Annotated in this window: 22 protein-coding genes; 9 read left to right on the forward strand and 13 right to left on the reverse strand. The window is 63.5% G+C overall.

The window, feature by feature from the left end:
* Positions 1 to 6 precede the first annotated feature (6 nt).
* Positions 7 to 945 carry an ABC transporter substrate-binding protein gene (locus AKL28_RS13595; RefSeq protein WP_050468695.1) on the forward strand — a complete coding sequence of 313 codons (939 nt, stop codon included), beginning with the start codon at positions 7 to 9 and terminating at the stop codon, positions 943 to 945.
* Positions 946 to 1,027: 82 nt separating this feature from the next.
* A complete protein-coding gene (locus tag AKL28_RS13600) occupies positions 1,028 to 1,909 on the forward strand; it encodes an L-fucono-1,5-lactonase (protein ID WP_050468696.1) in 882 nt (293 codons plus the stop codon).
* 28 nt (positions 1,910 to 1,937) lie between these two features.
* Here the strand turns inward: AKL28_RS13600 and AKL28_RS13605 are convergent, their stop codons facing one another.
* The 4 genes from AKL28_RS13605 to AKL28_RS13620 form a co-directional block, all read right to left on the reverse strand.
* A complete protein-coding gene (locus tag AKL28_RS13605) occupies positions 1,938 to 2,558 on the reverse strand; it encodes a LysE family translocator (protein ID WP_050468736.1) in 621 nt (206 codons plus the stop codon).
* Between the two features lie 106 nt (positions 2,559 to 2,664).
* Positions 2,665 to 3,381, reverse strand: coding sequence for an MgtC/SapB family protein (locus AKL28_RS13610; RefSeq protein WP_050468697.1), 717 nt, complete (start codon positions 3,379 to 3,381; stop codon positions 2,665 to 2,667).
* Between the two features lie 170 nt (positions 3,382 to 3,551).
* Positions 3,552 to 4,577 (reverse strand): TRAP transporter substrate-binding protein, encoded by a 1,026-nt coding sequence (locus tag AKL28_RS13615; RefSeq protein WP_050468698.1) that lies wholly within the window; start codon positions 4,575 to 4,577, stop codon positions 3,552 to 3,554.
* Positions 4,578 to 4,844: 267 nt separating this feature from the next.
* Entirely contained in the window at positions 4,845 to 5,636 is a 792-nt protein-coding gene (locus tag AKL28_RS13620) for a phytanoyl-CoA dioxygenase family protein (RefSeq protein WP_050468699.1), read from the reverse strand.
* 241 nt (positions 5,637 to 5,877) lie between these two features.
* On the opposite strand from AKL28_RS13620, the gene AKL28_RS13625 reads away from it, so the two are divergent.
* A complete protein-coding gene (locus AKL28_RS13625) occupies positions 5,878 to 6,948 on the forward strand; it encodes an MBL fold metallo-hydrolase (protein WP_050468700.1) in 1,071 nt (356 codons plus the stop codon).
* A 28-nt stretch (positions 6,949 to 6,976) separates the two neighbouring features.
* Here the strand turns inward: AKL28_RS13625 and AKL28_RS13630 are convergent, their stop codons facing one another.
* Both AKL28_RS13630 and AKL28_RS13635 read right to left on the reverse strand, forming a co-directional pair.
* Positions 6,977 to 7,534 (reverse strand): phosphonate degradation HD-domain oxygenase, encoded by a 558-nt coding sequence (locus AKL28_RS13630; protein WP_050468701.1) that lies wholly within the window; start codon positions 7,532 to 7,534, stop codon positions 6,977 to 6,979.
* 143 nt (positions 7,535 to 7,677) lie between these two features.
* Complete coding sequence (locus tag AKL28_RS13635) at positions 7,678 to 7,893, reverse strand: glycine zipper 2TM domain-containing protein (RefSeq protein WP_050468702.1); 216 nt, start codon at positions 7,891 to 7,893, stop codon at positions 7,678 to 7,680.
* 204 nt (positions 7,894 to 8,097) lie between these two features.
* Here AKL28_RS13635 and AKL28_RS13640 point away from each other — a divergent pair, with 204 nt between their 5' ends.
* The 3 genes from AKL28_RS13640 (at position 8,098) to AKL28_RS13650 (ending at position 10,424) form a co-directional block, all read left to right on the forward strand.
* Complete coding sequence (locus AKL28_RS13640) at positions 8,098 to 8,514, forward strand: PaaI family thioesterase (RefSeq protein WP_050468703.1); 417 nt, start codon at positions 8,098 to 8,100, stop codon at positions 8,512 to 8,514.
* Between the two features lie 105 nt (positions 8,515 to 8,619).
* The gene (locus tag AKL28_RS13645) at positions 8,620 to 9,702 is read left to right on the forward strand and encodes an alpha/beta fold hydrolase (protein WP_050468704.1); all 1,083 of its coding nucleotides are present in this window, start codon (positions 8,620 to 8,622) and stop codon (positions 9,700 to 9,702) included.
* Positions 9,703 to 9,827: 125 nt separating this feature from the next.
* Positions 9,828 to 10,424: a GNAT family N-acetyltransferase gene (locus tag AKL28_RS13650; RefSeq protein WP_050468705.1), complete on the forward strand. Its 597-nt coding sequence runs from the start codon at positions 9,828 to 9,830 to the stop codon at positions 10,422 to 10,424.
* A gap of 86 nt (positions 10,425 to 10,510) precedes the next feature.
* Here AKL28_RS13650 and gabD read toward each other — a convergent pair whose 3' ends face one another.
* The 6 genes from gabD to gabT form a co-directional block, all read right to left on the reverse strand.
* The gene (gabD, locus tag AKL28_RS13655; RefSeq protein ID WP_050468737.1) at positions 10,511 to 11,965 is read right to left on the reverse strand and encodes an NADP-dependent succinate-semialdehyde dehydrogenase; all 1,455 of its coding nucleotides are present in this window, start codon (positions 11,963 to 11,965) and stop codon (positions 10,511 to 10,513) included.
* 20 nt (positions 11,966 to 11,985) lie between these two features.
* Complete coding sequence (locus AKL28_RS13660) at positions 11,986 to 12,819, reverse strand: ABC transporter permease (protein WP_050468738.1); 834 nt, start codon at positions 12,817 to 12,819, stop codon at positions 11,986 to 11,988.
* Between the two features lie 28 nt (positions 12,820 to 12,847).
* Positions 12,848 to 14,131 carry an ABC transporter permease gene (locus tag AKL28_RS13665; RefSeq protein WP_050468706.1) on the reverse strand — a complete coding sequence of 428 codons (1,284 nt, stop codon included), beginning with the start codon at positions 14,129 to 14,131 and terminating at the stop codon, positions 12,848 to 12,850.
* 92 nt (positions 14,132 to 14,223) lie between these two features.
* A complete protein-coding gene (locus AKL28_RS13670) occupies positions 14,224 to 15,270 on the reverse strand; it encodes an ABC transporter substrate-binding protein (RefSeq protein ID WP_050468707.1) in 1,047 nt (348 codons plus the stop codon).
* A gap of 94 nt (positions 15,271 to 15,364) precedes the next feature.
* A complete protein-coding gene (locus tag AKL28_RS13675; RefSeq protein ID WP_050468708.1) occupies positions 15,365 to 16,498 on the reverse strand; it encodes an ABC transporter ATP-binding protein in 1,134 nt (377 codons plus the stop codon).
* Positions 16,499 to 16,538: 40 nt separating this feature from the next.
* Positions 16,539 to 17,822 carry a 4-aminobutyrate--2-oxoglutarate transaminase gene (gene gabT, locus AKL28_RS13680; RefSeq protein ID WP_231602427.1) on the reverse strand — a complete coding sequence of 428 codons (1,284 nt, stop codon included), beginning with the start codon at positions 17,820 to 17,822 and terminating at the stop codon, positions 16,539 to 16,541.
* Between the two features lie 117 nt (positions 17,823 to 17,939).
* Between gabT and pdxR the strand changes: the two genes are divergently transcribed.
* The gene (gene pdxR, locus AKL28_RS13685; RefSeq protein ID WP_050468709.1) at positions 17,940 to 19,502 is read left to right on the forward strand and encodes a MocR-like pyridoxine biosynthesis transcription factor PdxR; all 1,563 of its coding nucleotides are present in this window, start codon (positions 17,940 to 17,942) and stop codon (positions 19,500 to 19,502) included.
* Positions 19,503 to 19,511: 9 nt separating this feature from the next.
* Here the strand turns inward: pdxR and AKL28_RS13690 are convergent, their stop codons facing one another.
* Positions 19,512 to 20,441, reverse strand: coding sequence for a LysR family transcriptional regulator (locus AKL28_RS13690; RefSeq protein WP_050468710.1), 930 nt, complete (start codon positions 20,439 to 20,441; stop codon positions 19,512 to 19,514).
* Positions 20,442 to 20,595: 154 nt separating this feature from the next.
* Between AKL28_RS13690 and AKL28_RS13695 the strand changes: the two genes are divergently transcribed.
* Positions 20,596 to 21,603 (forward strand): zinc-binding alcohol dehydrogenase family protein, encoded by a 1,008-nt coding sequence (locus AKL28_RS13695; protein WP_050468711.1) that lies wholly within the window; start codon positions 20,596 to 20,598, stop codon positions 21,601 to 21,603.
* 217 nt (positions 21,604 to 21,820) lie between these two features.
* A complete protein-coding gene (locus tag AKL28_RS13700; RefSeq protein ID WP_050468712.1) occupies positions 21,821 to 23,143 on the forward strand; it encodes a hemolysin family protein in 1,323 nt (440 codons plus the stop codon).
* The last annotated feature ends 74 nt before the right edge of the window (positions 23,144 to 23,217 follow it).

Consider the following 23,217-nt stretch of genomic DNA (forward strand, 5'->3'; position numbering starts at 1 on the left):
CTCAACGTGATCAAGAGCAAGCTACTCGGCACAGCCCTCGGCCTGGCCCTGGCCTTCGGTACGGCCGGCGCGCAAGCGCAGGAAACCTACATTCCCCTCATCTCCAAGGGCTTCCAGCACCAGTTCTGGCAAGCGGTGAAATCCGGCGCCGAGCAGGCGGCCAAGGACTACAAGGTCAAGGTGACCTTCGAAGGCCCGGAAACCGAAGCCATGGTCGACAAGCAGATCGACATGCTCTCGGCCGCCCTGGCCAAGAAGCCGCAAGCCATCGGCTTCGCCGCACTCGATAGCAAGGCCGCGCTGCCGCTGCTGAAGAAGGCGCAGGCCGCGAAGATTCCCGTGGTGGCGTTCGACTCCGGTGTTGACAGCGACATCCCGGTCACCACTGCCACCACCGACAACAAGGCTGCCGCCGCGTTGGCCGCCGACAAGATGGCCGACCTGATCGGCAAGGAAGGCGAAGTGGCCGTGGTCGCGCACGACCAGACCAGCCGCACCGCGATCGACCGCCGCGACGGTTTCCTTGAACGTATCAAGTCCGCCTATCCGAAGATCAAGGTGGTCAGTGTGCAGTACGGCGGCGGCGACCACCTGAAGTCGACCGAAGTCACCAAGTCCATCCTGCAGGCTTACCCCAAGCTCAAGGGCATGTTCGGCACCAACGAAGGCTCTGCCGTCGGCGTGGTCAATGGCGTGCGGGAAATGAAGCGCAAGATCGTGATCATCGGCTACGACTCCGGCAAGCAGCAGAAGGATGCGATCCGCGAAGGCCTGATGGCCGGCGCCATTACCCAGAACCCGGTGGGCATCGGCTACAAGACGGTGGAAGCGGCGGTCAAGGCGATCAAGGGCGAAAAACTGCCGAAGATCATCGACACCGGCTTCTACTGGTACGACAAGACCAATATCGACGATCCCAAGATCGCTGCAGTGCTGTACGACTGAGTATGGCCTTTGCGGGTGCGCCGGATCTCCCCGTCTGGCGTACCCGTTTTCCTTTTGCCCGCCGCTGTCTGAAAGTTGACGCATGAAACCGCAACGCATCGATGCCCACCAGCATTTCTGGCGCTATCGCCCTGAAGACTATCCGTGGATAGGCCGGGGCATGGAGCTGCTGGCGAAAGACCGTATGCCATCCGAACTGCATCCGGTGCTCATGGCCGAGGGGTTGGATACCTCGATTGCAGTACAGGCGCGCGCGGGGCGGGAGGAGACCGGTTTTCTGCTGGAGTTGGCGCGCCAGGATGTGCACATTGCCGGTGTGGTCGGTTGGGAAGACATTTCCTGCGCGCAGCTTGCCGACCGTGTCGGTGAATGGGGGCGCGACAAGCTGTTGGGGTTCCGTCACCAGATCCAGGATGAGAGCGACGTCGCCGCCTTCGTCGCGCAGCCCGGCTTCAACCGTGGCGTGGCCTGGCTGCAGGGGCAGCGCCTGGTCTACGATGTGCTGGTGTACCAGCGCCAGTTGCCGGCGATCCAGGCATTCTGCGCGCGCCACGACGCCCATTGGCTGGTGCTGGACCATCTGGGCAAGCCGGCCCTGGCCGAGTTCGGCAAGGGGGAGGCGGCCTATGCCGAATGGCGGCGCGAACTGCGCGCGCTGGGCGCGTTGCCGCATGTGGCTTGCAAATTGTCGGGGCTGGTGACCGAAGCGGACTGGATACGCGGTCTGCGGCCCAAGGATTACGAGCACATTGTGCTGTGCCTGGATACCGCGCTCGACGCTTTCGGTGCGCAAAGACTGATGTTCGGATCGGATTGGCCGGTGTGCCTGCTGGCGGCATCTTATGCGCGCGTGGTGGCGGTGGTCAGGGAATGGGCCGAGACGCGCTTGTCGGCATCCGAGCAGGAGCAATTGTGGGGTGGGACCGCCGCGCGTTGCTATGGGTTGGCGCGGGCCAGGGTCTAGTCGGGGAAGAGGGAAGCGATACCCGGCGTTAGCGGATCAGTTGGCGAATCCCAAGGAACACAATCAGGCTGCCGCACAAGCGGTCGACCATTACCGCGCTCTTGCGGTAGCGCGCGGCGACGCCGCCGTGCGACATCACCAGCGCCAGGAAGCTGTACCAGCTTCCTGCCACCACCAGCACCACACCCAGCATGGCCGCGAAAGTTGGCCACGATACATGCGCCGGCGCTGCCGAAGCGAACACGGCGGCGAAGAATGCCATCGATTTCGGATTGACGATATTGGTCAGGAAACCCTGGACGAAGGACGACTTCAGGTCGTCGGTCTGCGCCATCTCGGCGGCTGCGCCCGGTTGCTTCTCGTTGGCCTTGGAGATCAGGCGAGAACCGAACCACAGCAGGTAAGCCGCGCCAAGCACTTTCACGATCAATGCCACCCAGGGGAAAGTGGCGAACACGATACCTACGCCTAGGATGGCGCAGGTGGCCCAGAACAGGTTGACCAGCACGATGCCGGCCACCATCGCCAATGCCGCCGAACGGGTGGAGGAGGCGGCCTTATGCAGTACCGCCACGAAGTTGGGGCCGGGGATGATGACGCCAGTGATATAGACGGAAAAAACGGCGAGGACGGCGGACCAGTCGATCAGGTGCATGGCGGCAATGGCAGGAGAAAAGAAGGCGGCGGAAGCTGCCGATGATAACGCATGCCGGCGCCGCGCGTAGCCTGTCTGTCCGCCATGCCGTGCGGCCGCTTCAGTCGGTGGTGCTGGGGCTCCAGAAGGCCTGCTTGACTGCCGGCAGCGACTGCAGGCGGGCAATCAGGGCATCCAGCTCGTCGCCGTCGACCGAAGTGGCGGCCAGCGTCGCTTCGATTTCCACCTCATCTTCGGTGAACGAGCGTATCTCCAGGTCGTGCGTCGGGTAATGGCTTTGTTCCAGCATCTGGTTGACCTGCGCCAGCACGTGCTTCTGGTGTTCGCTGTCGACGATCAGGTGCAGGGTATTGGTGACTTCCACTGACGGTATGTCCAGCGGCTTGCGGTTGATGGTGTTGACCACCGGGCGCAGCAGCGTGTTGGCGGCCAGCACGAAAATGGTGGCGACGATGGCTTCCAGGATCAGGTCGGCGCCGGCTGCCGCACCCACCGCGGCCGAACCCCATAGTGTGGCTGCGGTGTTGATGCCGCGTACATTGCCTTCCTCTCGCATGATCACGCCTGCGCCGAGAAAGCCCACCCCGGATACCACATACGCCACCACATGCACGGCGCCTTCATGCCCGCCTATGCGGTTGGCCATGTCGACGAATACGGCCGCACCCAGCGCCACCAGCACATTGGTGCGCAGGCCGGCGGTACGCTGGCGGTATTGGCGTTCCAGTCCGATCGCGCCGCCCAGGATGAAGGCGGCGGTCAGGCTGATGGCCGTGTCGAGCAACGAGTCGAGATTGATGTTGTGCAGGATTTCCATGGGCAATTCGCGGCTGCATATTATTTATTGATTGGACGTGCTGTGATGGCTGCCATGGTGAGCAAATGTGCCAGGCGGCTGCACGATGTTGCGGGATGATGCCCCAGAAATGCAACAAGCGCATGACAAAAATCTGCCATGCGCCCGTTTTTCCTGCCTGAAACCTGTCTTCAGGACAGCTTGCCGCTGTACTTCTCCAGGATGCTCCAGGCCTGGTCGCCGAATTTCTTGTGCCATTCGTCGTAGAACTTCACCTGCCTCAGCTTGGCGTGGAAGGCCTCATGGTCGGCGTCGTTGAGCTGGATGCCCTTGGCCTTGAGTTCGCCGGCCAGCGACTCGTTGAGCTTGCGCACGTCTTCGCGCTGCTTCATGCCGGCGGCGTTGGCATTGACGCGGACGATTTCCTGCAAGTCCTTGGGCAGGCGCTCGAAGGACTTCTTGTTGCCCAGCATCCAGAAGCCGTCCCACATGTGGTTGGTCATCGAGCAGTATTTCTGCACTTCATAGAGCTTGCTGGTATAGATGATCGCCAGCGGATTCTCCTGGCCCTGCACGATGCCGGTCTGCAGCGCCGAATAGACCTCGGCGAAATTGATGCTGGTGGGCGACACGCCCAGCGCCTTGAACATCGAGGTCCACAAGGGGCTGGGTGGTACCCGCAGCTTCATGCCCTTGAGATCGTCCGGGGTGTGGATGGACTTGGTGTTGTTGGTGATCTGGCGGTAGCCGTTGTCCCAGATTTTCTCGAAGGCGAACAGGGTCGACTTGCCCTGGATCTCTTGCCGCATGTGGGTGCCGAGATCCCCATCCAGCGCGGCCCAGACCGTGTCGTAGTCCTTGAAGGCGAATCCCATGCCGGAAATCTGCGCTATCGGCACCAGCGTACCCAGCGTCAGCGAGGACAGGGTGAACATGTCGATGGCGCCCGAGCGCACCTGGGCCAGCATGTCGGTGTCGCCGCCGAGCTGGTTGTTGGGATAGATCTGCAGTTCGATGCGGCCCTTGGATTGCTCCGAAATCGCCTTGGCCATTTCGGCGGCCCGGATGTTCATCGGGTGCGTCATGGCCAGGTTGTTGGCGTATTTCAGGACGAATTCGGCGGCGTTTGCGTGTTGCGACCATCCGCCGGCGGCAAGGGCGAGCGATGCTGCCGAGGCGGTTTTGAGGAAGTCGCGGCGTGAGTTGACATGCTTCATGGGTGTCTCCGTTGGCTTTTTATATACGGCCGCAGGCAACACGGCCGGGTGGCTACGAGATGCAGGTAGGGCGAGGTGCGAAGGGTGAAGCGCATTGCGGTGCTGCCGATTGCCAATTACCGATTGCGCGCATCGCCATGCCTGTTTCCGATGCGGATGTGGCGATGCGTTTGCCTGGCCGGGCGGCCAAGGCGCGGACTGTGGAAGTCCGCCCATCCGCACGGCGCATTGCGCGCCGGCAGATGGGAAGAGGGAGAACGAAAAGCCTTATGCCGCCTTCTTGCCGGTGTAGCGGGCCAGTGCGTCGTCGGCGGTGGGTTTGACCGGCGTGAAATCCTGATGCGCGATGAATTCCGGACGGGTCGGTTTCTGGATCGCATTCGAGACTGCATTGAGCGTCAGGTAGACGATGCGGCGCGGGTAAGGCGTGATGTTGCCGGCCGAGCCATGTACCAGGTTGGCGTGGAACATCAGCACGCCGCCCGCACGGCCTGTGGGGGTGACGATGCCGTTCTTTTCCACCATCTCGGTGACCGTAGGCTGGTCCAGCGTCCACAGCGGATACGAGGTGGTTTCCAGGTCGTGTTCGGACTTGAGCGCGCCCGATTTATGGCTGCGCGGCACCAGCATCAGCGGGCCGTTGATCGGCATCACTTCGTCCAGGAACACGGCGATGTTCATCGCGCGCGCTTCCGGCATGCCGTCGTCGGCATGCCAGGTGGGGAAGTCCTGGTGCCATTGCCAGACTTCGCCGGTGAAGGCGGCCTTGGCGTTGATCTTGAACTGGTGTACGTAGACGTCTTCGCCGAACAACTGCTGCAGCGGCTTCACCAGGCGCGGATGCGAGGCCAGGATGTTGCAGGCGTCGTTATAGGTGTGGGCGGCGAAGGCGGTGCGCGGCGCGCCGTTCTTTTCGCGCCAGATTTCAGGGCGCTGCTGCGACAGCACGTTGGCGGCTTCCTGCTTCAACAGCGCGATTTCGTCGGCGTTGAAGCATTCGGGCAGGAACAGGTAGCCCAGTTCATCGAAATCCTTGAGCTGCTGGGGGGTGAGTTGCATGCTTGTCTCCTCTGTTGATGGTTGGTTGCCGTGGATATCTTGTTGGTCTTTTATCGTGTTCTGTATACAGAATGCGACTTAAATTTGGCTTTGTCAAACACAAAATGCAGCAGCGGTGGCCGCTGCCCGGGATGGTTGTGCAGATGAACGCTGCGTTGCCCAAGCGGTTTGATATGATGGAAAAATTGCGGCGCGGCATGCGCTGCGCTCCTTTTTCGTTTTGCGTTCCACGTCCCCGACCATGATCTTTCGCCAATTGTTCGATGCCGCCTCGTCCACCTACACCTACCTGCTTGGCGATGGCGGCGAGGCGCTGCTGATCGACCCGGTCTACGAACAGGTTCCGCGCGATCTGGCGCTGCTGGATGAGCTTGGCCTGAGCCTGCTGGCCACTCTTGATACCCATGTGCATGCCGACCACGTCACCGGCGCCTGGCGCCTGCATGAACGTTGCGGCAGCGCCATCGCCGTGGCGCAGGCTGCCGGCGCCGAGCTGGCGGACCGCCCGCTCAGCCATGGCGACCGTATTGCCTTCGGCTCACGCCATCTGGAAGTGCGCGCCACGCCCGGCCACACCAGCGGTTGCCTGACTTATGTGCTGGACGACCGCAGCATGGCCTTTACCGGCGACAGCCTGCTGATCCGCGGTTGCGGACGCACCGACTTCCAGCAGGGCGATCCGCGCCAGCTGTTCGCCTCGGTGCGAGAGCAGATCCTGACGCTGCCCGATGCCTGCCTGTTGTATCCGGCGCACGACTACCGGGGCGTCACCGTCACCAGCGTGGCCGAAGAGCGCCTGTTCAACCCGCGTTTGGGCGGCGGGGTGGATGTTGGCGATTTCGTCGGCTACATGAGCAATCTGAACCTCCCGCATCCCAAGCTGATGGCGCTTGCGGTGCCCGCCAATCTGCGCTGCGGCCGTCCCGAGGGTGATGCGCCGCCGATCGACATGCCCGATTGGGCGCCGCTGACCTTGCGCTTCAGCGGTGTCTGGGAGATCGCGCCGATGGCGTTGCTGGAGCATGCTGCAGCTGTGCAGATCGTGGACGTACGCGAGGAGTCGGAATTCATCGACCGGCTGGGTCATCTTCCCGGTGCGCGGCTGGTCCCCTTGTCGCAGTTGCCGGAGCGGCTGGCGGAGCTGGATCGCGAACGGCCGGTCGTGGCGGTGTGCCGCTCGGGCGTCCGTTCGGCACAAGCTTGCACGATGCTGGGAAAGGCGGGTTTTGGGAAAGTGGCCAACCTGGCCGGCGGCATGCTGCAATGGCATGCCGAGGCCTTGCCGGTGGAGTGCGTGTCGGAGAAGGAATGACGCGTGCGGGCATTTCCCGCGCCAGGGATCAGGTCGCGGATGCCCGCAGGCATTGGGTGAAATAAGCCGAGAAGTGCGCGTAATCGGGCGTGGCGCATCCTGCATCCTTGGCCAGGTCGTCCCAGCGCCGCAACCTGACGGCATCGGCCGCATGGGGCCGTGCGATGAAATCCCGAACCTCTTCTTCATCGAAGATGCCGCCTTGCAGCTTCAGGCTGCGCACCGAATCGTCGGAAAGGGCGGAGAAGTAAGCCGGATCGACCGCGCACAGATAACGCTTGGCATCAACGTGCAGGCGGATGGGCGCCAGTACGTCTTCGTCGAACAGCTGGCGCAGGAAGGGAAGGATACGGTACTGGTGCAGGTCGTCGATGCCGGCCATGGTCGGTGTAGCGCCATTGTCTTCCAGCATATGGCCCAGGTCGTGCAGCAGGCTGGCCACGATCAGGCTGGGCGATGCGCCTTCCCGTTCCGCCAGGGCGGCGGTTTGCAGCGCATGCTCCAGCTGCGTGACGGGTTCGCCGGTGTATTGCGTGTCACCATGCCGCTGAAACAGCAGGTCGATGTCTTCAAGAGTCAATGCCATGGATACCAGCCTTATTGCGACGAGAAAACCGGGCGGCGCCAGCGATGGCGCCGCCCGGTATGGTTCAAGCATGCAAGTATGGACAGGAAATATGACGGTTTGGTGAAGCGGCTTGTTCGGGCTTTCGATGGAGCCGGGATGGATTACCTGCCGATCTGGTGGCCGATCACCCCGCCAACCGCAGCGCCGCCGGCCGTGCCGATGCCGCTGCCGCCGGTCAGGATGGCGCCGGCCACCGCGCCGACACCGGCGCCGACGGCGGTATTCTTGTCCCGTCGCGACATGTTGCTGCAGCCGCTCAATACGGTCAGAGCACAGACGGTGACGGAGATGACGGTCATTTTGTGGAATGTTTTCATGGTGACGTTTTTTCTGAAAGTGGGGGAGTTCTGCCGCAGTGCCCGGTCTGTGTTGAAATCCGGATACAGGCGGATATGCTGTAGATCTTTACATGGCGGATAGTTTCCGGTTGCAAGATTTTGTAAGCGATCTCTTACAGTTGTTACATCTCGGCCGCCGATGGGTGGCCACCTAAACCAAAAAAATACAGGGAGACCATCCAGATGAGCAGTATCAAAGAGCGGATCACCGCCAGTTTCAATGCCCAGGGCCTGATGAAGACGCTGGGCGCCGAGCTGGTGTCGGTGACCGAAGGGGAGGTGCATATCGCCCTGCCTTTTTCCCCACACCTGACGCAGCAGCACGGCTACCTGCATGCCGGCGCGACCACCAGCATCGTCGACAGCGCCTGCGGCTACGCCGCTTTGACGAAAGCGCCCGCCGGCTGCGAGGTAGTTACCGTCGAATTCAAGATCAACCTGATGCGCCCGGCCATTGGCGAACGCTTTCTGGCGATCGGCCGTGTGCAGAGTTCGGGAAAGTCGCTGGCGGTCTGCACCGGTGAAGTCCACGCATTGACAGCGGACGGCAGCAAGGTGATCGCGCTGATGCAGGCCACCATGGCCCATGTTCCCGCCTGAACGGGGCTGCCTCGGCGGTTGATGTTGCGTTGCAGTTTTGCACTACCCGGAGAGCGCGGTTAGGATGGCGCTTTTCGCATCTGGTATTTGCCAACAAGGATTCCAATGAACCTGTTTTCCTACAGCCGGCATGTTGCCGGCGTGTTGCTGTCATCCGCGGCCATCGGCCTGTGCGCGTCGTCGCCGGCGGGTGCTGCCGGCCATCCCGCACCGATGGAGGGCGACTGGGTCGCGCCGACCTTCGTCTTCCATAACGGCCAGTCGCTGGACAATCTGCGCCTGCATTACGTCACCATCGGCAGCCGCGACAATCCGGCCGTGCTGGTGCTGCACGGCACCTACCAGGCCGCCGGCGCCATGCTGGGCAAGGATTTCGGCGGTGAGCTGTTCGGCCCGGGCCAGCCGCTGGACGCCAGCAAATACTTCATCGTGATCCCGGACGGCATCGGCGTGGGCAAATCGACCAAGCCCTCGGACGGCCTGCGCGCCGCTTTTCCGCAGTACAACTATGCCGACATGGTGCTGGCCCAATACCGCATGCTGACGGAAGGGCTGGGCATCAAGCACCTGCGCCTGATCATCGGCAACTCCATGGGCGGCATGCAGACCTGGCTGTGGGGCGGCACTTATCCCGGCTTCGCCGATGCGCTGGTGCCGATGGCGTCGCAACCCACCGAAATGTCCAGCCGCAACTGGATGATGCGGCGCATGCTGGTGGAATCCATCAAGCAGGACCCGGCCTGGAACAACGGTAACTACACCGTGCAGCCGCCTTCGCTGCGCCTGGCCAACAACATGTTCGTGATCGCTACCAACGGGGGCACGCTGGCTTACCAGCAGATCGCCGGCACCCATGCGCAGGCCGACAAGCTGGTAGATGAGCGCCTGGCCGCGCCGGTGACGGCGGACGCCAACGACTTCATCTACCAGTGGGGCTCCTCGGCCGACTACAACGCCATGCCGGGTTTGCCGAAGATCAAGGTGCCGCTGCTGGTGATCAATTCCGCCGACGACGAACGCAATCCGCCGGAAACCGGCCTGTTGCAGGACATACTCAAGGACATGCCCAATGCCCAACTGCTGCTGATCCCGGCCAGCGCACAGACGCGCGGCCACGGCACGACCGGCATGGCCCGGTTTTATGTGCAGCAGTTGAGGGACTTCATCAAGGGTTTGCCGGCGCGCTGACCGGGTTGGGCAGGGCCGCTTGGCATCTGTTGCGCCGGCATTTGCGCGTATCTGTTCATCGCGCGCGAATGAGCGGTGCGGCATCATGGCATTGCCTGCCCCATTTCAACTTGCCCCGGAGCCGCATGTCCGCTTTCCTTCCACCGCAGCCGGTGCTCACCGGCGCCCTCATTAAACTCCGGCCGTTGGAGGCCGGGCATCGCCAGGCCCTGCTCGATGCCGCTGCCGACGGCGAGCTGTGGAACATGACGCTGACAGTGGTACCCGGAGAAAAGACGATCGACAAATACCTCGCCACCGCGCTGGAAGGGCGCATGGCCGGTACCGTCATGCCTTTCATCATCATGGAGCGGACCGGCGGGAAAATCATCGGCACCACGCGTTTCTGGAAGATGGATGCCGCCAACCGCAAGCTGGAGATCGGCCATACCTGGCTGTCGGAATCGTTCCAGCGTACCGGCGTCAATACCGAGGCCAAGTACCTGTTGTTGCGGCATGCTTTCGAAGGGATGGATTGCGTGCGGGTGCAGTTCACCACCGATGAACTCAACGACCGTTCGCGCGCCGCCATCCTGCGTCTCGGGGCCCGGCAGGAGGGCATCGTGCGCCATGAGCGCATCATGCCGGATGGCCGCAAGCGCAATTCGGTGCGCTTTTCCATCATCGATGACGAATGGCCGGAGGTGAAGGCGATGCTGCTGGAAAAGATGGGGCGCGGATAGATTCTGGTTCTCTCAGTACCGTCGTCCTGACACAAGTCAGGACGACGGCGATGATTCCGCCCTATACCGGCAACGCCGGCGTCTGCTCAGATGCCACCCATGCACAGGTACTTGATGACCAGGTAGTCATCGATGCCATAGTGCGATCCCTCCCGCCCCAGGCCGGATTGCTTGACGCCGCCGAAGGGCGCCACCTCGTTGGAGATCAGGCCGGTGTTGATGCCCACCATGCCGCTCTCCAATCCCTCGGCCACGCGCCAGATACGGCCGATGTCGCGCGAGTAGAAATAGCTGGCCAGGCCGAATTCGGTATCGTTGGCCAGCGCCACGGCTTCTTCGTCAGTCTTGAAGCGGAACAACGGAGCCATCGGGCCGAACGTTTCTTCGCGCGCCACCTGCATGGCCGGCGTGACGTCGGCCAGCACGGTCGGCTCGAAGAATCCGTGGCCCAGCGCGTGCCGCTTGCCGCCCAGCAGCACGCGGGCGCCCTTGGCCACGGCGTCGGCAATATGCTGCTCGACCTTTTGCACCGCCTGCTCATTGATGAGCGGCCCTTGCGTGGTGTTTTGCTCCATGCCGTCACCTACCTTCAGCTTTTGCACTGCCGCCACCAGTTTGGCGGCGAAGGCATCGTAGACGCCGTCCTGCACGTAGAGGCGGTTGGCGCATACGCAGGTCTGGCCGGCATTGCGGTACTTGGAGGCGATCGCGCCTTCGACCGCGGCATCCAGGTCGGCGTCATCGAACACGATGAAGGGCGCGTTGCCGCCCAGTTCCAGCGACAGTTTCTTGATGCTGGAAGCGCATTGCTGCATCAGCAGCTTGCCCACTGCGGTAGAGCCGGTGAAGGACAGCTTGCGCACGATGGGGTTGGACGTCATCTCGCCGCCGATGTCCTTGGGCGAACCGGTCACGACACTGAACACGCCGGCCGGGATACCCGCGCGCTCGGCCAGCACTGCCAGCGCCAGCGCCGAGAACGGCGTGGCTTCGGCCGGCTTCAGTACCATCGGGCAGCCGGCGGCCAGCGCCGGGCCTGCCTTGCGCGTGATCATCGCCGCCGGGAAATTCCACGGCGTGATGGCCGCGCATACGCCGATGGCTTCTTTGATCACCACGATGCGGCTGGACGGCGAGGGCGATGGGATGGTGTCGCCATAGGTGCGCTTGCCTTCCTCGGCGAACCATTCGATGAAGGAGGCGGCGTAGCCGATCTCGCCCTTCGCTTCGGCCAGCGGCTTGCCCTGTTCGGCGGTCATGATCAGCGCCAGGTCGTCGGCGTTGGCCAGCATCAGCTCATGCCAGCGGCGCAGGATGGCGCTGCGTTCCTTGGCGGTTTTCTTTTTCCAGGCCGGCCAGGCGGCGTTGGCGGCTTCGATGGCGCGCCGCGTCTCGGCCGCGCCCATCTGCGGCACCTGCCCCAGGCGTTCGCCGTTGGCGGGGTTGAACACATCGAAGGCAGCGCCGTCGTCGGCATCGCGCCATTGGCCGTTGAGGTAGGCTTGCTGGCGCAGCAGGGAAGGGTCTTTCAGTTGCAGCATGGTGGTGTCCTCAATATAAGTCAGAAGCGCGCGGCCGCCTTGTTGCGGCCGCGCAGCCACTCCAGCGCCAGCAGCAGGCAGGTCGAGAAGATGATCAGGATCGTCGCCAGCGCGGCGATGGTCGGGCTGATGTTGTCCTTGATGCCGGCGAACATCTGGCGCGGCAATGTGGCCTGGTTGGGGCCGGCCACGAACAGCGTGAGCACCACTTCATCGAAGGAGGTGGCGAAGGCGAACAGCGCGCCGGAGATCAGGCCTGGCGCAATTACCGGCAGCGTGATGCGGAAGAAGGTGCGCAAGGGGCCGGCGCCCAGGCTCAGGCTGGCGCGCACCAGGTTGTGGTTGAACCCCTGCAGCGTGGCCAGTACGGTGGTGACCACGAAAGGGGCGCCCAGCGCCGCGTGCGCCAGGATCAGGCCGAGGTAGCTGTCGGACAGGCCGATGCGCGCGAAGAACATATACACGCCCACGCCGACCACCACCACCGGCACGATCATGGGCGAGATCAGCACCGCCATCAGCACGCCCTTGCCGCGGAAGTCGGCCTTGTTCAGGCCGACCGCCGCCAACGTGCCGAGCACGGTGGCGATCACCGTGGCGGCGGGGGCGACGATGAAGCTGTTTTGCGCCGCGCGTATCCAGTCGTCGGAGGCGAACAGGTTCTGGTACCAGCGCAGCGACACGCCCTTGATCGGATACATCAGGAAGCTGCTGTCGGAAAACGACAGCGGGATCATCACCAGGATCGGCAAGACCAGAAACAGCAGCACCAGCAGGTTGAAGCTGCGCGAGACGAAGAACCACAGGCGCTCGGCCAGCGAGACATAGGGCGGAAAGAGAGGTAGTTTGTTCATGGTGATCCCCGTGTTGGTCTGCGGCGCGTCAGCCGATGCCGGCATCGATTTTGGCGAAGCGGCGGTACACGCCGTACAGCACCAGCGTGCCGGTCAGGAGCAGCGCGCCCAGCGCGCAGGCCATGCCCCAGTTGATGGTGGTGTTGATGAAATAGGCGATGAAGTAGCTCACCATTTGCTCATTGGGGCCGCCCAAGAGCGCCGGCGTGATGTAGTAGCCGCCGGCCATGATGAACACCAGCAGCACGCCGGCGCCGATGCCGGGATAGGTCTGCGGCACGTACACGCGCCAGAACGCGGAAAAAGGATGGCTGCCCAGCGACACGGCCGCCTTGAGGTAGCTTGGCGGCACCGATTTCATCACGCTGTACAGCGGCAGGATCATGAAGGGCAGCAGGATGTGCGTCATCGAGATGTACACGCCGACGCGGTTGAATACCATCTCCAGCGGCGCGTGCGTGATGCCCACCAGCATCAGCGCCTTGTTGACCAGGCCTTCGGATTGCAGCAGTACGATCCAAGCTGCTACGCGCACCAGGATCGAGGTCCAGAACGGGATCAGCACCAGGATCATCAGCAGGTTGGCGCGGCGCTCGCTCATGGTGGAGAGCCAGTAGGCCAGCGGATAGGCCAGCAGCAGCGTGATCACGGTCACGACCGCGCTCATCCACAGCGTGCGGCCGAAGATGGTGCGGTAGATGGAGGCGTCGGGATCGGCCTGGACGATGTCGCCGTAGACGTTCTGGCGCAGGTCCATCGAAGCCAGCAGGTAATAGGGGGAATAGAGCGAGCCGTTCTTCGCGATCACGCGCCAGACGTCCGGCTGGCCCCATTGCGCATTGAGGGCGATCAGGGCGTCTTTCGCGGCGGGCGGCGGCAATGGCTTGCCTTCGGCATCGCGCAAAGGCATGGCGCGCGTGGTGCCCATGATCAGCGAGCGCGCGCCGGATAGTTCGATGTTGATACGGCGCGCCAGCTGGCCGGCGGTGGTGTCTTCCTTGGCGCGCGCCAGGTCTTCGGCCAGTTCGGCAAAGGCCTGGTCGGGCGGCAGCGCCTTGCGGTCCCATTTGGCCAGCACGGCCACGGTGCGCGGCAGCGTGGTGGCGACTTCGGGGTTTTCGACGGCGCGCTGCAGCAGCGCCACGATAGGCGCGACGAAGGTCAGCAGCAGGAAGATCGCCAGCGGCGCGATCAGCGCCAGGGCGGCGACGCGCTTGCGGGTGTCGGCGGCGCGCAGTTCGCGCCTGAGTTGCTGCGGTGTCGGTTCGGCCAGTGGCATGGCTGCGGCGGGGCTGGTGGCGATGGTGGTCATGGTTCGGTATTCCTGGTGCGGCATAGGTAAAGCGTAGCCGGCGCCTGCACGCGCAGCCGAGGGCCGCATGCAGGCGCCGGGTCAGGCGCTGATTACTTCGCGACCCAGGCGGAGAAGCGCTGTTCCAGCTCCTCGCCATGGTCGGTCCAGAACTGCAGGCTCAACTGGATGGAGTCCTTGGCGTTGGCGGTGGATGTCGGCAGGTTGCCCAGGGTCTTGGCGTCCAGCAGCTTCAATGCACCCTTGTTGACCGGGCCGTAGGCGATGTTGTTGGCATAGGTCTTCTGGGTTTCGGGCTGGCTGGCGTAGCTGATGAACTTCTCGCCCAGCGCCTTGTTCGGCGAACCCTTGGGGATCACCCAGTAGTCCAGCGTATAGACGCTGCCGGCCCAGACCACCTTGAGGTTCTTGCCTTCGCGCTGGGCAGCGTCGATGCGGCCGTTGAAGGCATTGGCCATCACCACGTCGCCGGAGGCCAGGAACTGCGCCGGCAGCGCGCCTGCATCCCACCACTGGATGTACGGCTTCAATTGGTCCAGCTTCTTGAAGGCGCGGTCCACGCCGCCCTTCTCGGACAGCACCTTGTAGACGTCCTTGGTCGGCACGCCATCGGCCATCAGCGCGAACTCCAGGTTGAACTGGGCGCTCTTCTTCATGCCGCGCTTGCCGGGGTATTTCTTGACGTCCCAGAAATCGGCCCAGCCGGTCGGCGCCGTCTTGAGCTTGTCGGCGTTGTAGGCCAGCACGGTGGACCAGACGAAGGCGCCCATGCCGCATTCGCTGACGGTAGCTTCGGGGATGTAGTCATCCTTCTTGATGGTTTTGCTCAGGTCGAGCTTCTCGATCAGGCCGTCGTCACAGGCGCGGTTGAGGTCGCCGCCATCGATTTCCACCACGTCCCAGCTGACTTTCTTCGCTTCCACCATGGCCTTAACCTTGGCCAGTTCGCCGTTGAATTCGGCGGTCACGACCTTGGTGCCGGTGCTTTTCTGGAAGGGTTCGACGTAGGCGACCTTCTGCGCGTTGGCGTTGGCGCCGCCGAAGTTGACCACGGTCAGTTCCGCGGCCGAAGCTGCGCCGACGGAAAACAGCATGCCCAGGGCGAGTGGGGATAACAGAGCAGGAGATAGGCGTTTCATGTGTTCCTCGTTGGTTATGTTGCGATGTTGGAGTTGTACTTGGAACTGCCGGCAATCTTGTTGTTGCCTTCAAGGGTTGAAGCCGGTGTTGCGTTTAGAGAAAACAGCGCAGGTACTGCGGTGCGATCTCAAGCGTTGCCTCGCCGCCTTCGGCCAGACCGGCCAGCGCCGGGTCGGACAGCGAAAGCTTGACGAAGCAGTCCTCCTGGCCGGCCACGGTACAGCGCACGCGCACGTGGTCGCCAAAATAGATCAGGCCGGCGATGCGCGCCCTGATGTGATTGGACCCGGTGCTTTCCGGCGCCGCGCCCGCATGCAGGCGGATGCGCTCCGGCCGTACACAGGCGGTGACCGTCTGGCCGGCATGGGCGCGATGCACGTTCAGGCCGGCGAGCTGCGCGCCGTCCGGCAGGCGCAGGGTACAGCGCTCGCCGGTGACCGATTCGACGCCGCCCTTGAAGCGGTTGTTGTCGCCGATGAAGTTGGCCACGAACTGGTTTTCGGGATATTCGTAGAGCTCGGTCACCGGCGCCAACTGCTGGATCACCCCCTGGTCGAAGACCGCCACGCGGTCGGACATGGTGAGCGCTTCGCTCTGGTCGTGGGTGACGTAGACGAAGGTCACGCCCAGGCGCTTGTGCAATGCCTTCAGCTCCAGCTGCATGTGTTCGCGCAACTGCTTGTCGAGCGCGCCCAGCGGTTCGTCCATCAGCACCAGCTGCGGATCGAACACCAGCGTGCGCGCCAGTGCCACGCGCTGCTGCTGGCCGCCGGAGAGCTGGGTCGGGTAACGGTCGCCGAACTTGCCCATCTGCACCATGTCCAGCGCCTGCTTGACCTTGGCTTCGCGCTCGGCGCGTTTCATCTTGCGCACCGACAGCGGGTAGGCCACGTTCTGGGCGATGGTCATGTGCGGGAACAGCGCGTAGTTCTGGAACACCATGCCGATGTTGCGCTTGTGCGGCGGCACACGGTTGAGCAACTGGCCGTCCAGGCGGATTTCGCCGCCGGTGGGAAATTCGAAGCCGGCCAGCATCATCAGGCAAGTGGTCTTGCCCGAGCCCGAGGGGCCCAGCAGCGTCAGGAACTCACCGCGGTGGATCTCCAGGTCCAGGCTCTTGACGATCAGGTTTTCGCCGTCATAGGTTTTTTTCACGCCGCTGAACTGCACCAGCACATCGCTGGTCTGCGGCGCGATGTCTCTCTGCCTCAATGCGTTTGCACTCATTGTTGTTCTCCCTCTGCAAAAGTCAGGCGCGATGCAAAACTCAGGCCAGCCGTATCGCGGCCGACAGGATATCCAGCGCTTCATCCATGACGGTATCGGGAATCGTCAGCGGGAACAAGAAGCGGATGACGTTGCCATAGCTGCCGCAGGTCAGCAGCAGCAAGCCGTTTTGCAGCGCGTGCTGCTGCACCTTCTTCGCGTATTCGGCATCCGGCTTGTGGCTGCCAGGCTGGGTGAATTCCACCGCCACCATCGCGCCCAGGCCGCGCACCTCGCCGATCTGCGGCACGGCCGATTTCAGTTCGCCCAGGTGGTCCTTCAGTTTCTGGCCCAGGCGCGCGCCGCGCGCCACCAGGTTTTCCTCGGCAATCACATCCAGTACCGCCAGCGCCGAGGCCACCGCCAGCGGGTTGCCGGCATAGGTGCCGCCCAGGCCGCCGGGGGCGGGCGCATCCATGATCTCGGCGCGGCCGCAGACGGCCGCCAGCGGCATGCCGCCGGCCAGGCTCTTGGCCATGGTCATCAGGTCGGGCAGCACGTCGTAGTGCTCCATCGCAAACAGTTTGCCGGTACGGGCGAAGCCGGTCTGCACTTCATCGGCGATCAGCAGGATGCCGTACTCGTCGCACAGCGCGCGCAGGCCGCGCATGAACTCCGGCGGCGCGGCGTAGAAGCCGCCTTCGCCTTGCACCGGTTCCAGGATGATGGCTGCCACGCGCCTGGGGTCGACGTCGCTCTTGAACAGGTTCGCCACCGCATCCAGCGCGTCGGCGCTGCTGATGCCGTGCAGGGCATTCGGATAGGGTGCATGGAATACCTCGCCCGGGAACGGGCCGAAGCCCAGCTTGTACGGCGCCACCTTGCCGGTCAGCGCCATGCCCATCATGGTGCGGCCGTGGAAGCCGCCGGCGAAGGCGATGATGGCGGGACGGCCGGTGTGGGCGCGGGCGATCTTGACGGCGTTTTCCACGGCTTCGGCGCCGGTCGAGAACAGCGCGGTCTTCTTGGCGTGGGTGCCTGGGGTGATGGCGTTGATGCGTTCGGCCAGCTCCACATAGCTTGCATACGGCACGATCTGGTAGGCGGTATGGGTGAATTTTTCCATCTGGGCGCGGATGGCATCCATCAGCTTCGGATGGCGGTGGCCGGTGTTGAGCACGGCGATGCCGGCGGCGAAGTCGATGAAGCGGCGGCCCTCCACATCCCACAGTTCGGAATTGGATGCGCGCTCGGCGTAGAAGTCGCACATCACACCCACGCCGCGCGGGGTGGCGGCGTTTTTGCGCTGCTGCAGTTGCTGGTTGCTGATGGCCTTGCTGTTCATTGCTTGCTCCGGTGAAAGGGCGCCTCGGCGGCGCATGAAATTCTTGTTCCGGAACCGATACTAAAACTGAAATGGACCTGTAATATAGATCCAATCTTAAATATTTGATGGTGCCAATTGAAGCTCGCCTCGCTCTCCGATTACCTGCTGCTGCGCATCGAACGCGGGGCGCAAAAGAACGCTCCAGCCAAGGCCGGAAAGACCTCCGCTCATGGAAGCGCCGCAGCGAAAACGGCCGCGCGCGCGCCTCGCATGCCCGTCAATCGCCAGATTTACCAGCTGATCCGCGAAGCCATCCTGGCGCAGACGCTGCCGGCGGGATTGCAGTTGCCGTCCTCGCGCGACCTCGCGGCCGAGCTTGGCATGTCGCGCAACACCGTGACCTACGCCTACGAGCAACTGCTGGCCGAGGGCTACCTGGAAAGCCGTACCGGTGCCGGTACCTTCGTGGCCGATACCGAGCCGGACCAGATCCCCGAGACGGTCGAGCGTAGCGAGCCGCTGACCGATCCGTCGGGCAAGTCGGAACTGTCGGCGCGCGGCGCCATGCTCACGCGCCAGGCCGGCGTGGGGGAGCGGCAGTGGGGCGCCTTCATGCCCGGCGTGCCGGACGTGACCTGCGTGCCGCACAAGGTATGGAGCCGGCTGCAGAACAAGCATTGGCGCCGCTCCAATTCGGACTTGCTCACCTATGGGCCGGGCGCCGGCTATGCACCGCTGCGCGAGGCGGTGGCCGAATATCTGCGGGTGGCGCGCTCGGTCAATTGCAATGCGTCGCAGGTGCTGATCACGACCGGTATCCACCAGTCGATCGACATCGTGGTCAAGCTGCTGGGCGAGCATGGCGATTCGGCCTGGGTGGAGGACCCTTGCTACTGGGGGACGCGCAGCGTGCTCAATTCGCTGGGCATACAGTCGGTGCCGATCACGGTCGACCAGGAGGGCATGCGCATGCGCCTGGCCAACCTGCGGCGGCCGCCGCGCTTCATCTGCACCACGCCTTCGCACCAGTATCCGCTGGGCATGGTGATGAGCCTGTCGCGGCGGCGCATGCTGCTGGAATACGCCGCCGCGCACAAGGTATGGATCATCGAGGACGACTACGACAGCGAGTTCCGCTACGGCGGACGTCCGCTGGCGTCGCTGCAAGGCATGGACACGCACGACCGCGTGCTCTACATGGGCACCTTCAGCAAGATCATGTTCCCGGGCTTGCGCATCGGTTTCCTGGTGGTGCCGGAGTCGCTGGCGAAAGCCTTCTCGACCGGCATCGCCGAGCTTTACCGCAACGGCCAGGTGTTCCTGCAGGCCACGCTGGCCGACTTCATGGGGGAGGGGCATTTCGCCTCGCACATCCGCAAGATGCGTGTGCTGTATGCCGAGCGCTTGCAATTGCTGCAGCAGTCGATCGACCGCCACTTCGGTGAAAAGATGACGATCACCGGCGGCGAGGCGGGATTGCATCTGGTGCTGGGTTTGCCGCCGGAATGCGACGATGTCGCCATCTGCGAGGAAGCACTGCGCGCGGGCATCATCGTGCGGCCGCTGTCGCGTTACTACATGCACGCGCGCAGTGCGCGGCGTGGGCTACTGCTGGGCTATGCCAGCGTGCCCAACGCAGAGATAGCATCCAGCTTCGACAAGCTGGCGGCGGTGATCAAGCGCCACTTGCCGGGCTGAGCGACAGGTTCAGGCCCGCGTTGCCAGCTCCCGTTCCAGGTCGGCATGCAGGGCGGTGCAGCGTGACGCCAGCAGCGCCTGCAACTGGCGTACCGCCGGCGAATACTGGCGCCGGTGCGGGCATACCAGGTGCAGCGGCACCGACTGGCCGCGCTGCTGCGGCAGGATGATGTCGAGGCGCCCGGCGCGCACGTCGGCGCCCACATCCAGCCAGGACTTGTAGGCGATGCCTTCGCCGGCCATCGCCCAGCGCCGCACCACGTCGCCGTCGTCGGCGACCAGCGGCCCCTTCACTTGCACGGTCTGCTGGCCATCGGCCAGCGGGAAGAACCATTTATCGTAGACCCGGCTGTGCAACTGGTACTGCAGGCAGTCGTGCTGCATCAGCTCTTGCAAGGTTTGCGGCGCGCCGTGCCGGCGCAGGTAGTCGGGGGAGGCCACCAGCACGCGCCGGTTGTCGGGCGCCAGCGGCAGCGCGATGAAGCTGGCGTCGTCCATGCGGCCATAGCGGATGGCGATGTCGACCGGGGCGCGGAACACGTCGGCCACCTGGTCCGACACCAGCAGGCGCAGATCCAGCCTCGGATTGTCGCGGCGGAATTCCGATAGCCAGGCCAGCAGCACGTTGCGGCCGAGGTCGGACGGCGCGGCCACCTGCAGCGTGCCGTACAGCTCGGCGTCGTCGCCGCGCAGGCCATCCTGGCCTTCGCGCAAGGTCTGCAGCGCTTCCAATGCATAGGGCAGGTAGCGTTCGCCTTCTTCCGTCAGGCGCAGGCTGCGGGTGGAGCGGGCGAACAGGCGGATGTCGAGGTCGCGCTCCAGGCGGCCGATAGCGGCGCTCACCTGGCCGGGCAGCAGGTCGGCCTCGCGCGCGGCCTGGGAGAAGCTGCCCAGGGCGGCCGAGCGGACAAACAATTGGAGGTCTTCTAAGCGGATCATTTTCACATCTGGCGTGAAAGTCTTAATCGGAAACGCGGATGGTCGACGCGCCGGCGCTTGCTTAATATGGCTTCCAATGGTGGAAGGTATTCCGGTATTGCCGGGGCAGTAGCTTCCCGCCGAAGATCACTTTACCTCAGGAAAAGGAAATGACATGAAAGCGATAGTCTACACGCAGCACGGCTTGCCGATTACCGATGCCAATTCACTGGTGGATACCGACTTGCCGCAGCCCACGCCGGGCCCGCGTGACCTGCTGGTCGAAGTCAGGGCGGTATCGGTCAACCCGGTCGACACCAAGATCCGTACCGGCGCGCCGGTCAAGGAGCCGCGCGTGTTGGGATGGGACGCTGCCGGGGTGGTGCGTGCCGTGGGTTCCGGGGTAACGCTGTTCAAAGCCGGGGATGAGGTGTTCTACGCCGGCTCCATCACGCGTCCCGGTTCCAACAGCGAGCTGCATCTGGTGGACGAGCGTATCGTCGGCGCCAAGCCGGGGAGCCTGGGCTATGCCGACGCCGCGGCGATCCCGCTGACGGCGATCACTGCCTGGGAACTGCTGTTCGACCGTCTCGCCGTGCCTGAGAACGGCGGCGACGGCAAGAGCTTGCTGATTATCGGCGCGGCCGGCGGCGTCGGTTCCATGCTGGTCCAGCTGGCGCGCAAGCTGACCCGCCTGACCGTGATCGGCACCGCATCGCGCAAGGAAACGCAACAATGGGTCGGCGAGCTGGGCGCGCATCACGTGATCGACCATAGCCAGCCGTTGCAGGAGCAGTTGCAGAAGATCGGCCTGGCCAATGTCGACATCGTCATCAGCCTGACCCATACCGGCCAGCATTACGCGCAGATTGTCGAGGTGCTGGCGCCGCAGGGCCAGTTCGCGCTGATCGACGACCCGGCCACGCTGGATGCCTTGCCGCTCAAGCGCAAGAGTATCTCCCTGCACTGGGAACTGATGTTCACCCGCTCGATGTTCGAGACGCCGGATATGATCAGGCAGCACCAGTTGCTGCAGCGCGTATCGTCGCTGATCGATGAGGGCGTGATCCGGACCACGCTGGGTGAGAATTTCGGCAAGATCAATGCCGACAACCTGCGCCGCGCCCACGCACTGATCGAAACCGGCCGCGCGCGCGGCAAGGTGGTGCTGGAAGGCTTCTGAGCCGGGCAGTTTTTGCTACCGTGAGCGGGGGAGGACAGGACGACGGAGGTGAGGCCGCAGCTTGCCCTTCATCCCGGCAGCGGTCGCACAACGCGATGATTGAAAGTTATCTTTAATGCAATCTTCCGGGTTCGCCCCATGGCGCATGGTAAATTACGGAGTCCGGGTTGGTATTTTTTTGACCCGGGCCCCTCGACAAGCCCTATAGGAACCCTAGTTGGAAAATATATTACTGATCGTCGCAGCCTTTTTCCTGGTTGCGTTGAACGGTTTTTTCGTTGCAGCAGAATTCAGTCTGGTCAAGTTGCGCCAAACGCGCATCCGGGCCATCGCAAAAACACAAGGTCTGCGCGGCCGCATCCTGGCCGTGGTCCACAACCAGCTGGACGCTTACCTCTCCGCCTGCCAATTGGGCATCACCCTGGCCTCGCTGGGCCTGGGCTGGATCGGTGAACCGGCTTTCGCCCGCATCCTCGAACCGCTGTTCTCACTGGCTGGCGTGACCAACCAGGAACTGATCCACGGCGTTTCCTTCGTATTCGCCTTCTTCGTCATCTCCTTCCTGCACATCGTGGTCGGTGAACTGGCGCCCAAGTCCCTGGCCATCCGCAGCCCTGAAAAGCTGGGCCTGTGGTGCGCCTTGCCGCTGTACGGTTTCTATTGGGGCATGTATCCGCTGATCTGGGTGCTCAATGCCAGCTCCAATTGGCTGCTGCGCGTGGCCGGCCTGGGTGGCACCCACGGCCATGATGCGCATTACTCGTCCGACGAGCTGAAGCTGATCCTGCGCGCCGGCAACAAGAGCGGCAAGAACGGCAAGTTCACCCGCGACGAATGGAACGTGCTGGCGCAGAGCCTGAACTTCGCCGAACTGGATGTGGCGGACATCATGCGCCCGGCCAGCGAGATCGTGGGCCTGGGCGAAGACATGACGCTGGAAGAGAACCTCGAGATCATCTATCGCAACCGCTTCTCGCGTTACCCGTATTTCGATGCCGAGCGCCAGCAGGTGCTGGGGCTGGTGCACTTGAAGGATGTCTTCCTGGCGCAGCAGGACGGGCGCGCCATCGCTGACCTGAAGGCCTACCTGCGCCCGGTGCAGTACATCTCGCCGGCATTGCCCGCGCTGGACCTGCTGCGGCGCTTCCGCACCGGTTCGCCGCACTTCGCCATCATCGGCAAGAAGGGCCAGCCGCCGCAGGGCTTTATCACGCTCGATAACATGCTGAGCCTGCTGGTGGGCGAGATCCGCGACGAGTTCCGCCACAACACCGGCGAGTGGACGCGCCAGGACGACGGCACCTTGCTGGGCAAGGGCAGCCTGCCGATCGTCACGCTGGAGAACATGCTGGGCATCGATATCGAATACGACGACAGCATCGACTCGGTCGGCGGCCTGGTGATGGAGAAGCTGGGCGACCTGCCCAAGGAAGGCCAGCGCATCGAGTTCCCGGCGTTCGACGTGGTGATCAAGCGCATGTCGGGGCCGAAGATCGTGCTGGTCAAGATCAATCCCAAGCTGCTGGACGCGCGGGAGTAAATTCCTGCAAGCCCGCCGCACAATGAAAAATGCCGCGACGTATTGAACGTCGCGGCATTTTTTTTTGCGGGCAG

Origin of the sequence: Herbaspirillum chlorophenolicum, assembly GCF_001189955.1 — a bacterium.
GTDB lineage: Bacteria > Pseudomonadota > Gammaproteobacteria > Burkholderiales > Burkholderiaceae_D > Herbaspirillum > Herbaspirillum chlorophenolicum.